The organism is Ilumatobacter fluminis, from assembly GCF_004364865.1.
Classification (GTDB): Bacteria; Actinomycetota; Acidimicrobiia; order Acidimicrobiales; family Ilumatobacteraceae; genus Ilumatobacter; species Ilumatobacter fluminis.
In genome coordinates, this window is record NZ_SOAU01000001.1 from 693,598 (window position 1) to 706,012 (window position 12,415).

The 12,415-nt window shown below is 68.8% G+C and carries 12 protein-coding genes; 6 read left to right on the forward strand and 6 right to left on the reverse strand.

Annotated features, from left to right (window positions below; all coding sequences use genetic code 11):
• Positions 1-142 precede the first annotated feature (142 nt).
• The 3 genes from BDK89_RS03110 to BDK89_RS03120 are packed head-to-tail and all read left to right on the forward strand — an operon-like array spanning position 143 to position 3,534.
• Positions 143-1,048: an ABC transporter ATP-binding protein gene (locus BDK89_RS03110; RefSeq protein ID WP_133867568.1), complete on the forward strand. Its 906-nt coding sequence runs from the start codon at positions 143-145 to the stop codon at positions 1,046-1,048.
• Positions 1,045-2,646 carry an ABC transporter permease gene (locus BDK89_RS03115; RefSeq protein WP_133867569.1) on the forward strand — a complete coding sequence of 534 codons (1,602 nt, stop codon included), beginning with the start codon at positions 1,045-1,047 and terminating at the stop codon, positions 2,644-2,646. The genes BDK89_RS03110 and BDK89_RS03115 overlap by 4 nt, the downstream gene beginning before the upstream one ends.
• Positions 2,647-2,682: 36 nt before the next feature.
• On the forward strand, positions 2,683-3,534 hold the full coding sequence (locus BDK89_RS03120) for an SGNH/GDSL hydrolase family protein (RefSeq protein ID WP_133867570.1): 852 nt from the start codon (positions 2,683-2,685) through the stop codon (positions 3,532-3,534).
• Positions 3,535-3,624: 90 nt separating this feature from the next.
• On the opposite strand, the gene BDK89_RS22525 is transcribed toward BDK89_RS03120, so the two are convergent.
• The 3 genes from BDK89_RS22525 to glnII form a co-directional block, all read right to left on the reverse strand.
• The gene (locus BDK89_RS22525; RefSeq protein ID WP_133867571.1) at positions 3,625-4,320 is read right to left on the reverse strand and encodes a winged helix-turn-helix transcriptional regulator; all 696 of its coding nucleotides are present in this window, start codon (positions 4,318-4,320) and stop codon (positions 3,625-3,627) included.
• Entirely contained in the window at positions 4,320-5,657 is a 1,338-nt protein-coding gene (locus tag BDK89_RS03130) for a glutamine synthetase family protein (RefSeq protein WP_133867572.1), read from the reverse strand. The genes BDK89_RS22525 and BDK89_RS03130 overlap by 1 nt, the downstream gene beginning before the upstream one ends.
• A 159-nt stretch (positions 5,658-5,816) precedes the next feature.
• Positions 5,817-6,860 (reverse strand): glutamine synthetase GlnII, encoded by a 1,044-nt coding sequence (glnII, locus tag BDK89_RS03135; protein WP_133867573.1) that lies wholly within the window; start codon positions 6,858-6,860, stop codon positions 5,817-5,819.
• A gap of 306 nt (positions 6,861-7,166) precedes the next feature.
• On the opposite strand from glnII, the gene BDK89_RS03140 reads away from it, so the two are divergent.
• Positions 7,167-8,006, forward strand: coding sequence for a hypothetical protein (locus tag BDK89_RS03140; RefSeq protein ID WP_133867574.1), 840 nt, complete (start codon positions 7,167-7,169; stop codon positions 8,004-8,006).
• Between the two features lie 42 nt (positions 8,007-8,048).
• Positions 8,049-8,414 (forward strand): hypothetical protein, encoded by a 366-nt coding sequence (locus BDK89_RS03145; protein ID WP_133867575.1) that lies wholly within the window; start codon positions 8,049-8,051, stop codon positions 8,412-8,414.
• Positions 8,415-8,443: 29 nt separating this feature from the next.
• On the opposite strand, the gene BDK89_RS03150 is transcribed toward BDK89_RS03145, so the two are convergent.
• Together BDK89_RS03150 and BDK89_RS03155 are read right to left on the reverse strand one after the other, a co-directional pair.
• Positions 8,444-8,653, reverse strand: coding sequence for a helix-turn-helix transcriptional regulator (locus BDK89_RS03150; RefSeq protein ID WP_133867576.1), 210 nt, complete (start codon positions 8,651-8,653; stop codon positions 8,444-8,446).
• The gene (locus BDK89_RS03155) at positions 8,653-9,081 is read right to left on the reverse strand and encodes a hypothetical protein (protein ID WP_133867577.1); all 429 of its coding nucleotides are present in this window, start codon (positions 9,079-9,081) and stop codon (positions 8,653-8,655) included. Before BDK89_RS03155 ends, BDK89_RS03150 begins: the two co-directional genes overlap by 1 nt.
• Positions 9,082-9,254: 173 nt before the next feature.
• Between BDK89_RS03155 and BDK89_RS03160 the strand changes: the two genes are divergently transcribed.
• Positions 9,255-9,722, forward strand: coding sequence for a DUF7715 family protein (locus BDK89_RS03160; RefSeq protein ID WP_166657340.1), 468 nt, complete (start codon positions 9,255-9,257; stop codon positions 9,720-9,722).
• 9 nt (positions 9,723-9,731) lie between these two features.
• Here the strand turns inward: BDK89_RS03160 and BDK89_RS03165 are convergent, their stop codons facing one another.
• Complete coding sequence (locus tag BDK89_RS03165; RefSeq protein ID WP_166657341.1) at positions 9,732-12,332, reverse strand: molybdopterin cofactor-binding domain-containing protein; 2,601 nt, start codon at positions 12,330-12,332, stop codon at positions 9,732-9,734.
• Positions 12,333-12,415 lie beyond the last annotated feature (83 nt).

The window sequence follows — 12,415 nt, forward strand, 5'->3', positions numbered from 1 at the left end:
CATCCGCCGGCATCCGTCGAGTGTCACCGGCATCCACCGATGGTCCGGCCGACCTGGCTGGTCCGGGTGACGCGGTCGCCCGTCGACACCACCGAACTTCGGTACAGTCCCGGACGGCGGACCGAACCAGACGGGAGTGGGCATGGACACGGTCATCGACATCAACGACCTTCGGAAGAGCTTCGGCCGTACGAAGGCGCTCGACGGGCTCGAACTGAGCGTCGAGCAGGGACACGTACACGGCTTCCTCGGTCCCAACGGGGCCGGCAAGTCGACCGCGCTGCGCATCATCTTGGGCCTGATGCGGGCCGACGGTGGCAGCGTGCGGTTGCTCGACGGCGATCCGTGGAAAGACGCCGTCCGATTGCACCGTCGGATCGCCTACGTGCCGGGCGACGTGATGCTGTGGCCCGGACTGACGGGCGGCCAGTGCATCGACGTGCTGGCGGGCGCCGGCGTCGGTCTCGACGACGATCGCCGAGCGGCGTTGACGGAGCGTTTCGGGCTCGACCCCACCAAGCGCATCAGCGAGTACAGCAAGGGCAACCGACAGAAGGTCGCGCTGGTCGCTGCACTCGCGTCGCGGGCCGAACTGCTCCTGTTCGACGAACCGACGTCGGGCCTCGACCCGTTGATGGAGGAGGTCTTCCAGCAGTCGGTTCGTGAGCGCGTCGACGACGGCGTGTCGGTGCTGCTGTCGACCCACATCCTCGCCGAGGCCGAAGCGCTCAGCGACCGCGTCACGATCATCAGCCAGGGTCGCACGATCCGGACGGGCGGTCTCGCCGAACTGCGACGAGGGTCGCGCACGAAGGTGCACGCCACGACCGAGTCGGAGCCGACCGGTCTCGGCGACCGATCGTCCGTCAGCGAGCTGGTCCTCACCTCGAGCGCCGGCGGGCTCGACGTCCGGTTCGACGTCGACGAGTCGGCGCTCCAGGAGGCACTCGACGTGCTCTTCGCAGCAGGGGTCCACTCGCTCACCGTCCGGCCGCCCAACCTCGACGAGCTGTTCCTCGACGCCTACGCCGGGACCGTCGAGGCATGACGACCGCCGTGGCGGTGCCCGCCGATCAGCACGGCAGCGGCATCGGAACGATGCTCGCGATCCAGCTGCGGACGGGATGGAAACCGATCGCGATCTGGGTCGGATCGATCATCGGGCTCTACCTCGTCACGATCGCGGCGATCGACGCGGCGTACCCCGACGCTGCGACCCTCGAGAGTTACGGGGCGGCGATGGACGGCAATGCCGCCGTGGCAGCGATCAACGGCACTCCGTACGGGGCCGACAACCTGGGCGGCGTCACGGCCAACGAGTTCGGTTTCATGGCTGCGATCATGCTCCCGGTCATGGCGACCCACCTGATCACGCGGGCGACGCGCACCCAGGAAGCATCCGGGTTGCTCGAACTCGTCCGGTCGCGGTGCGTCGCCCGCTGGGCGCCGACGGTCGGCGCCGTGATCACCACCCTGGCCGCACTCGCCGTGAGCGCACTCGGGATCTTCCTCAGCGCAGCGGCGTACGACATCGACACGGGTGACGCTGCGCTGTACGCGCTCTCGCTGTTCGGCCTCGGCGCGGTCTGGGTCGGCATCGCCGCTCTCGTCGCGCAGTTGGTCCGCATCCCCGGCAAGGTGTACGCGATCAGCCTGACTGTCTTGGGCGTCTCGTACGCGACCCGAGCGATCGGCGACGTGAACGAGAACGGGTGGAAGTGGCTGTCGCCGCTCGCCTGGCAGCAGGAAACCCGGCCCTTCGACACCGAGCCACGTTGGTGGCCGCTCCTGCTCGCCGCCGGCACGGCGACGATCCTGATCACCGTGGGCGTCGTCCAGAGCGCCCGTCGCGACCTCGGATCGGGTCTCCTCAACACGCGAGCCGGGCCCGACCGAGCCGCTGCCCACACACAGTCGGTCGTCGGCCTGGCGTTCCGCGACCACCGTGCATCGATCGCAGCCTGGACGGCGGGTGCCATCGCCGTCGCCGTGATCTTCGGTGCCCTGTCCGATGCGGTTGCCGATGCCGTGGCGTCGAACCCGGCGTTCGCGGAGCTCGACGGGGGAGCCGACGGCTACCTCGCGCTGACGATCACCATGCTCGTGCTCATGGCGACCGGGTTCGCAGTGCAGGGCCTCGCGAAGCTGCGCTCCGCCGAACTCGACGGGAACCTCGAACCCACCCTGGCCCGGGCCGTCAGCCGCCACACCTGGCTGGGTTCGCACCTCGCCGTCGTCACCGCCGGGTACCTGGTGGTGACGCTCGCATCCGCGTTGGCGTTCGGGCTCACCGTCGGCGATCTCGGCGACGACGGGAACCAGACGGGCGAGATCCTGACATCCGGGATCGCGTACGTGCCCGCGATCGCCGTCGTCGCGGCTGTCAGCGTCGCCTGCTTCGGCTGGATGCCTCGATGGCAGGGCATCGCCTGGCTGGTTCTCGGCTACGAGACCTTCATCGCCTTCGTCGGGCCGACGCTCGACGTCGACGAGTGGGTGCTGCGCCTCTCGCCGATGTACTCGGTCGGGTTCGTCCCGGCCGACGACCCGTCGACGACCGGGATCGCCGTGCTCGTCGTGGTGGCGCTCGTCGTCACCGCGTTCGGCTTCGTCGGGTTCCGCCGACGCGACATTCCGCACCACTGACGCCCGCCGAGGCGATCGTCGGTCCAGAATGGTCCGGTGCCCCCGACCCGCCACCGTCTCGTCGCGCTCCTGATCGCATCGGCCGTCGCCGTCACGGCCTGCGGCGACGACGCTCCGGGTTCGCCGACGGCGACCGAGGCTTCGGTCTTGTCGACGATCGAGCAGGAGCAGCTCACCGCCGCCGAGTTCCTCGACGAGGCCGGAACCGGCGACGACGAGGTCGCCGCCGCGGCTCCTCCCACGACCGCCACGCCCGTCGACATCGACGAGGAGCAGGTGCTCGACGATCCGATGGTGCCGCCCGTGGCGACGGTCCCCCTCGACGAGCGTCCGGCGTTGCCGGCATCGGTCGCCGTGGTCGGCGACTCGATCGCCCGCTCGGCGACCGACCTGATCACCAGCTCGATCTCGCTGCACGGCATCGAGATCCTGGCCTACGACGCACTCGAGAGCCGACGGATGGCCGAGTGGGGCGGCGCCGACCTCCCGTCCGGGGTGTCGGCGATCGACGACATCGTCACCGTCGGCGCCGAACCGGAGCTGTGGATCGTGGCGCTCGGCACCAACGACGTCGGCGCCGGCACGAGTCAGGAGGCGATCCAGGACGACATCGACGAGGTCCTGGCCGAGATCCCCGACGACGCCGCCGTGTTCTGGGTCGACACATGGGTACGCGACCTCGACGACCGGGCGAACATGTTCAACCTGCTCGTCCGCGCGACGCTCGCCGACCGGCCGAACTCATGGGTGCTCGACTGGCACGCACTGGCCGAGATCGACGGGCTGATCTCCGACGACGGCGTGCATCTCACGGCTCGCGGTCAGCTCGAGTACGCCCGCATGATCGGCCGAGCCCTCCGCGACACCTTCACCCGCAGCCAGGCCTGACCCGCGCGGCCGGCGAAGGGGTCGGATACGTTTCGTCGGGTCGCCTTGTGCCGTTCGGCGTGCGGTGGCGACGAAACGTATCCGACCCCTTCAGCTGCCCCAGCGGGACTGGCCGAAGCGGTAGCCGACGGAGCGGACCGTGGCGATCAGGCCGGCGTACTCCTCGCCGAGCTTGGCGCGGAGGCGACGGATGTGGACGTCGACCGTGCGGGCGCCGCCGTAGTACTCGTAGCCCCACACCCGGCTGAGCAGGATCTCGCGGGTGAAGACCTTGCCCGGGTTCTGGGCCAGGAACTTCAACAGTTCGTACTCCATGTAGGTGAGGTCGAGCGGCCGCTTGGCGATCGTCGCCTGGTACGTCTCGAGGTTGAGGACCAGTTCGCCGTACTCGACCATGTCGGCTCGCAGCACGGGCGACGAGCCGGTCGCCCACATCAGGTGCCGCAGGCGCGCCTCGAGCTCGCTCGGGTGGAACGGCGACAGACAGAAGTCGTCGTACAGATCGTCGCGCAGTTCGAGTTCGCCGAGCTGGCCGCCCGACACCAGCAACATGATGCGGGTCGTCCCGTCGTCGTGCTGGCGGAGCGAACGACAGAACGCCCACGCGTTCTCGCTGTCGTCGCCGATCTCGACGATCGCGGCGCTCCATCCCTCCGCCGGTTCCGACTCGGCAGCCTCGTCCGCAGACGCAACTCCCTTCCACGAGTACCCGCCCAGATCGAGCGTGCGGGCGAGTTCGGGCGGCACGTCGGTGGCGAAGACTGCGATCACACCGTTGCCGCTCATCACATCGACCTCAGGTACCGATCGATCTCGAACTGGCTGACGTGCTCCTTGTACGCCCACCATTCGCGGCGCTTGTTGCGCAGGAACCACTCGAAGATGTGCTCGCCGAGTGCCTCCTGCACCAGCTCGGACTCTTCCATCGTGCGGAGGGCGTCCGACAACGACTGCGGGAGTTGCGTGATCCCGAGTTTGGCGAGTGCGGCGTCGTCCATCTCGAACAGGTTGTCCTCGGCCTCCTCGGGCAGCTCGTAGCCCTCGTGGATGCCCTTCATGCCGGCGGCGAGCAGCACGCTGAACGCCAGGTACGGGTTGCACGCAGCGTCGGGGGAGCGGTACTCGATGCGGGTGGCCAGCGGGTTCGCCTTCTTGGCGATCGGCACCCGGATGAGGCCGCTGCGGTTGTTGCGGGCCCACGAGATGTGGACCGGTGCCTCGAAGCCCGGCACCAGACGCTTGTAGCTGTTGACCGTCTGGTTCGTGATGGCCGTGATCTCCGACGCGTGGCGGAGCAGACCGGCCATGAACGACTTGGCGACGGGCGACAGCTGGTGCGGGTCGTCGCCGTCGTAGAAGGCGTTCTCGTCGCCGCGGAACAGCGACATGTGGAGGTGCATGCCCGAGCCCTGCACTCCCTGGAGGGGCTTGGGCATGAACGTGGCGTGGACGCCTTGACTGGCGGCGACCTCCTTGACGACGAGTCGGAACGTCATCACGCTGTCGGCCATCGTGAGGGCGTCGGTGTGCCGCAGGTCGATCTCCTGCTGGCTCGGCGCGTCCTCGTGGAACGAGTACTCGACCGGGATGCTCATCTGTTCGAGCTTGCGGATCGTCTGCTTGCGCAGGTCGCCGGCGGCGTCGCGCATCGTCAGGTCGAAGAAGCCGCCCTCGTCGAGCGGCGTGGGCCGCTCGCCGGGCGCCGGTTGTTCGAAGTAGAAGAACTCGACGTCGGGGGCGAGGTAGAACGTGTAGCCCTCGTCGTGGGCGGCGCGCACGTGGCGGCGCAGCACCTGGCGGGGGTCGCCGTCGAACGGGCTGCCGTCGAGGTGGTGGATGTCGCAGAACACCCGCGCCTCGGATGCGCCGGCTTCGCCCCACGGGATGATCTCGAACGTGTCGGGATCGGGGATCGCCAGCACGTCGGCTTCCTGGATGCGCGAGAACCCGTCGATCGACGAACCGTCGAACGTCATGCCGTCCTCGAGCGCGTTCTCGAGTTCGGCCGGGCTGATGGCGAAGCTCCTCAGGTTGCCGAGCACGTCGGTGAACCAGAGCCGAACGAGGCGCACGCCTCGCTCTTCGACCGTGCGGAGCACGTAGTCGCGGTGTTGGTCGAGCATTCGACTCACTCCTTCAGTCTGTCGCACCGTAGGGGCGTGTGCGACAGGTCTCGCAGTGCGTCACACGGTAGGGCGGTGCGACAGGTCTGGAAATGCCGAACGGGAGCCCCGGCTCGGTGCCGGAGCTCCCGCTCGCCGATCAACGACGGTGACCGTCGTTCACTTCTTCTTGGCGGCAGCCTTCTTCTTGGCCGGCTTGGCCTTCGGCGTGTTGATCGTCTCGGTGATGAGACGCGACACCGTGTACGGGTCCATGTTGGCGTTCGGGCGGCGATCCTCGGCGTAGCCCTTGCCGTCCTTTTCGACCTGCCACGGGATGCGGATCGAGGCGCCACGGTCGGAGACGCCGTAGCTGAACTGATCCCAGGGGGCGGTCTCGTGGGAGCCGGTCAAGCGCTCGGCGACGCCGTCGCCGTAGTTCTCGACCAGTTCCATGAAGTTGGCGCCGATCTTCTCGCAGGCATCGATGATCGCGTCGTAGCTCTCACGCATCGCGACGTTGGAGAAGTTGGTGTGGCAGCCGGCGCCGTTCCAGTCGCCCTTCTCGGGCTTGGCGTCGAAGCTGATGATGACGTCGTAGTCCTCCGCGATGCGGTGGAGCAGCCAGCGAGCGACGTTGAGCTGGTCGCCGACGGCGGTCGGGCCGAGCGGGCCGACCTGGAACTCCCACTGACCGGGCATGACCTCGGGGTTGGTGCCCGAGATCGACAGGCCGGCGTCGATGCACGCCTGGGTGTGCTCTTCGACGATCTGGCGACCCGAGATCTTGCCGGTGCCGACGCCGCAGTAGTACGGACCCTGGGGAGCGGGGAGTCCGCCGCCCTCGGGGAAGCCGAGCGGGGTGCGGTCGGCACGGAGCATCGTGTACTCCTGCTCGAGACCGAACAGCATCTGGGTGTCGGCGAACTTCTTCTCGACCTTGGCGCAGGCGTTGCGGGTGTTCGTCGGGTGCGGACGACCACTCACGAGCATGACCTCGCACATCACGAGGATGTTGCGGCCGCCGCGGATCGGGTCGGGGCACTTGAAGACGGGCTTGAGCACGCAGTCCGACTTGTCGCCGGTCGCCTGCTCGGTCGACGAGCCGTCGAAGCCCCAGATCGGGGGTTCGGTGACCTCGTCGTGGAGGATCTTCGTCTTGCTGCGCAGAGACGGAGTCGGCTCATAGCCGTCGAGCCAGATGTATTCAGCTTGGTACGCCACGGGGGAGTTCCTTCCGAGATAGCAGGGTTGTAGGGGCAGCGCCGAACGATGTCAGCAGGCCGTTGCACCGTCGTGTTCGCTGTGTGAACGCCGTGTGAACAGCGCCAGGTGGTGGCGAGCGACTGGGCAACCGGGCGGTTCGACGTTGGACCAGCCCTCGCAACGAACCGTAGCGCATCGCCGCGACCGCGCTGCCATCGCCGCCCGCGACCGGGGTCGTTTCGACCGTGCGCGAACGATGCGCGAACCGTGCGCCGTCCCGGCGCGACCGAGGCCGGTGGGCGCGAGGCACTACCGTCGATCGGCGTGAGGTGGTGGCCCGCGGTCGGTCTGTTGGCGCTCGCGGCGTGCGGAGGCGGAGGCGACACGGCGCCGTCGACGACCCACCGACTGGCGCCGAGCCAGCGGTCGGCCTCGACCGTCGTCCGGCCCGACACCCCACCGCCGTGCGATCCCGACTCCCTGACGTGGTGGACCGCGCAGGCGAGTCCGGTCGACGTCACGTCGTCGGCGACCGTCCGGGTCAGGAACGACGGCGACGGCTGGTGCGAGGTCGACGTCGCCGGGTCACCGACGCTGTCGACCGAGGCGGAACCGAGCGTCTGGCTCGAACCGGGTGAGTGGGGCGACCTGATCGTCGGGTCCGAGGACGGCCGGTGCTCGCCGACGGTGTTCGACACGGTCGAGGTCGTCGTGAGTCACGTCATCGTCGAGGTGTCGTCGATCGTGGTCGCCGCGTGCGAGCCCTCGCTGCTCGCCTTCTACGTCGCCGACTCGCCCGACGAGCCCTGCGCCGACCTGGACGCCGTGTTCATCGATGACGTCGCCGACGGCGTCGTCGTGGTCCGCAACGCCGGCTTCGTGTCGTGCGATCTCGGTGCCGTCGTCGGAGAAGGGGTCGACGGCACGACGGCGCCGGCGATCACGGCGCTCGCCGGCGGTGATGTCGTGGCGGTCGACGTGGTGCCGGTGGGGGACGGCTGTGGGGGCGACGCCTCGTCCGTCGAGTTCGATGCGGCAGGCACAGTGGTGGTGGACGGCCTCGAGGGTTGTCCGGTGGCCGGGCCCGCCCGCCCCTGGTTCGGGAGCGTGCCCGCACCGTCGCTCCCGGCCGACGCACTCGCGCTCCTCGATCCGTTCGGCTGAAGCGGCTGGCGTCGGTGGCCGTCGCGGCGTAGCGTTGCCGCCGTGAGCTATCTCGAGCGGATGCTCGAAGAGCGTCTGGCCAAGGCGGCCGCCGACGGTGAGTTGTCGGCACCGCGCCTCGAGGGCAAGCCGATCGCCGATCTCCACTGGGAGCGGCCCGAGGGTTGGTGGGCGAAGCGGTTCTTCGAACGCGAGCTCAGCCACGACCGGCGTGCGGCGGCGCTCGAAGGCGCAGCCGCTGCGAGAGCGGCGTTCTGGCGGTGCCCCGACGAGGACACGGTGCGGGCCGCCGTCGCCGATGCGAACGCGGCGATCGACCGGGCGAACGTCAACATCGTCGACGGCGCACCGGTCGATCACTTCGACACCGACGACATCGTCGACCGCTGGCGCCGCCTTCGCCGCTGAGCCGATCGCCGAGCGCCACGCCGAGTCGGTCAGGCGGCGCCGAGATCGTCGTCGGGGCTGAAGATCTGCTCGATCGGGGCGTCGAACACCCGCGAGAGCCGGAACGCGAGCGGCAGGCTCGGGTCGTAGCGGCCCTTCTCGAGCGCGTTGACGGTCTGACGGCTGACGCCGAGCAGGTCGGCCAGGTGAGCCTGGCTCCACCCATTGACGGCGCGCAGCTCTTTCAGTCGGTTCTGCATCAGCGCAATCCGCGCAGCAGGAGCGACCCGCTCCAGGCGACCATGCCGGCGCCGAACACGATCCACGGACCGTACGTCGGCGCGACCCCGATCCCGCCGAGGAAGCCGTACGCCATGGCGACGATCATCGAGACACCGAAGCCGAGCGCCATGCACTCGAGCATCACCGTCCGGCCGTACTCGTCGGCTCGCTGGACCGCCCGGTAGAGGGCGACGGCGACGCCGATCATCGGGATGACGGGGAGCAACACCCACCAGCGGGCGCCCGGCGTGTTCGCGTCGACCGTGGTCTGCACGATCGCGAGGAGGACGCCGTAGGTCAGGATCGCGGGGATGAACTCTTTGAGGTAACTGTTGCGCTGCTGCTTGTCCGCGGCGCTCATTCGCTGTTCGCGCACTGCGGACGTGTCGTCGTGTCGATCGGTCATGCTCGGCAGTGTAAAGGGTCCTTGTCTAAATGACAAACAAACTTTACGACAAGTGTCCTTGACGTCAGCCCGTCGGTCGGTGGGCGGGAACCGAACGATGTGACACCCCTTCGTCAGGATGGGTCGTGATCGGGCTCGTGCCCCGCCTCCACCGCTCCAGACAGGAACTCGCCATGCTCGTCCTCATCGCCACCGACGAACTCTCCACCGAACCGCTCGGCTCGACCCCGTCCGATCACCACTGTGCCGTCGACGGCGAACTCGTCGCCCCCGTCGTGCTCGACTGCCCCGACGAACACTGCGACGTCTGCGATCGGGGCTGGTTCGGCCTCGTCAGTCACGGGGCGACCACCACCGCCATGGTCGTCGACCGTCCGGGCGTCACCGAACACACGCTGCGCACCCGGCTGCACGACTGGCTCGATTGCACCGGCACCATCGATCTCGTCGTGCAGGCGGTCGAGGCGGGCGACTACGCCGTGAACGGCGAAGTGTTCGACGACGCCGTCGCCGCGGTCGACGACCTGGTGTCGGCCCACGTCGACGAGATCCGAGAGATCTGCGCCAACTTCGCGGTCGGCACGATCGTCAGCCGGATGGGGCAACTGGTCGCCCCCCGGTCGACCGCCGTTGCCGCCTGATCGGCCGGGTCAGGGCTGCATCGGGAGTTCGGTCGCCCACTCGCCGGTGGCGGCGCGCCGCGCTGCGGCGACCGCCGGCGCGGTGGGGACCAGGCCGATCTCGCCGACGCCCTTGATGCCATAGGGCGATCGCGGCTGGGGCACCTCGACGATCCGGACCTCGATCTCAGGGATGTCCTTCGCACGCAGGATGCCGAGCGATCGCAGCGTCATGTTGGTCGGGAAGCCGGTCTCGGGGTCGGTCGGGAATTGCTCGCTCAGCGCGTAGCCCAGACCCATGTGGACCGAACCCTCCACCTGACCTTCGACCAGCATCGGGTTGACGGCCTTGCCGACGTCGTGCACGGCGACGATCTTCTCGATTGCGCCGGTCTCGGGGTCGGCGATCGCCAACTGCGCGGCGTACGAGAAGCACGAGTGGATCGTCGGGTTCTGCACGCCCGGGTCACCGAGCTTCTGGGTCCAGTCGACGACGTACTCGCCGCTGTGATCGACGTCGGGTGCGCAACCGGCGGCGAGCGCCGCCTGGCAGGCGGCCTGCACCGACCCGGCGGTCATGAGCGTCCCGCGCGATCCGGTCGTCTGCCCGAAGCCGAGCTCGCGGCTCGTGTCGACGATGACGTCGATGCGGTCGGGATCGATGCCCAACTCGGCGCTGGCGATCTGGAGCGCGACGGTGTGCACGCCTTGTCCCATCTCGGTCCAGCCGTGGCGGACCTCGACCCGGTCGTCGTCGGAGTGGAACCGGACCACGGCGCCACACACCTCGCGGAAGCCGTTGCCGAGGCCCGAGTTCTTCAGACCGAGCCCGAGCCCGATCGCCTTGCCGCTTGCGGCGGCCTCTTCGTAGACGGCGCGGATCTCGTCGAGCACCGCCTCGGCGCCACCGGCCCCGTCGTCCATGATCTGGCCCGGTCCCCACACCTCGCCCGGCTGGATCACGTTGCGCTTGCGCATCTCCCAGCCACTGATGCCGACCTGTTCGGCGAGTCGATCAATCACGCCCTCCATCGCGAACTGCGCCTGGTTGGCGCCGAACCCGCGGAAGGCACCGCAGACGAGGTTGTTGGTCCGCACGGCGATCGTCTCGACGTCGATCGCGTGCCATCGGTACGGGCCGCAGGCGTGCCCGGCGGCCCGTTCGAGCACCTTCATGCCGACGCTGGCGTACGCGCCCGAGTCGCCGATGCCGCGCACACGGAGGCCGGTCAGCCGACCCTCGGCGTCACAGCCGGCGGTGTATTCGAGCCGGATCGGGTGACGCTTGGCGTGCATCCGGAAGCTCTCTTCGCGCGAGAGCGTGCACTTCACGGGTCGACCCAGCAAGAACGCGGCGAGCGCTGTCTGGGCCTGGTTCGACATGTCTTCCTTGCCGCCGAACGCACCACCGTTCGACACCAGTTCGACGGTGACCCGCGACCGGTCGATGCCGAGGATCGCGGCGATGTCGTTGCGGTCGTCCCAGACGCCCTGGCCGCCGGAGTACACGTACAGGGAGCGGTCGTCGCCGTCGCCGCTCGGCACGGCGAGGGTCGACTCGGGTTCGAGGAAGGCGTGTTCGATGCGTTGGGTCTGGAAGGTCTCCGACACGGTGAACGCCGAACCGGCGAGTGCGTCGTCGATGTCGCCGCGTTCGTATGCGCTCACCGACAGGACGTTCGAATCGGTGCCCCAGACCGAGAGCGGAGCATCGTCGGCGAGCGCAGCGACCGGGTCGGTGTTCGGCTGGCGCACGTCGTAGTCGATGGCGACGAGTTCGACCGCGCTACGGGCCTGCTCGCGCGTCTCGGCGACCACGATCGCGAGCACGTCGCCCGCACACGAGGTGGTGCCGCCGACCGGGATCATGGTCGGCCAGTCCTTATGGATCAGGCCGTGTCGCAACTCCCCGGGGATGTCGGCGGCGGTGAAAACGGCCACGACGCCGTCGGCCTGATCGGCGGCGCTCGCGTCGATCGCGGTGACGTCGGCGCGTGCGTGGTCGGTGAGGCGAAGGGCGGCGTGCAACATGCCGGGCACGCGCAGATCGTCGATGTAGCCGCGGTCGCCGAGGGTGAGTGGCGCTGCCTCGTACTTGGCGCCGCCGCCACCGATCTCGTTCGAGAGCGACGGGGCACATGCGGTGCCCTGCGCGACCATCTCGATCGCGTCGAGGATCTTGACATAGCCGGTGCACCGGCACAGGTGGGCGCCGAGGTGCGGTTTCATGCCGTCACGAGTGAGCGAGTCGCCCTTCTTGTCGATCTGGGCCTTGGCGCGCATCACGATGCCGGGGATGCAGAAACCGCACTGCAGCCCGCCGCAGGCCGCGAAGGCGTCGGCGAACGCCTGACGCTCCGTTTCGTCGACTCCTTCGAGGGTGACGATCGAGGAGCCGTCGACCTTGTCGAGCGACTGCTGGCACGACACGACGGCCTTGCCGTCGATCAGCACGGTGCAACACCCGCACTGGCCCGACGGCGAGCAGCCGTCCTTCGGGGAGGTGACGTCGAGCTCCTCGCGGAGCGCGGCGAGCAGGTGGGGGTGGTTCCGGCGCACCGACACGGGTTGGCCGTTCAGCTCGAACGATGCCGTGGGCGTGTGCGCGGGGGAGGGCTCGGTCGCAGTCACGGTTGACAGTTTGTCAAAGCACGGGCGTGAAGTCAGCACGACGACTCGAACGTCACACCCCGTTCACGAAAGGGGCGTCGGGT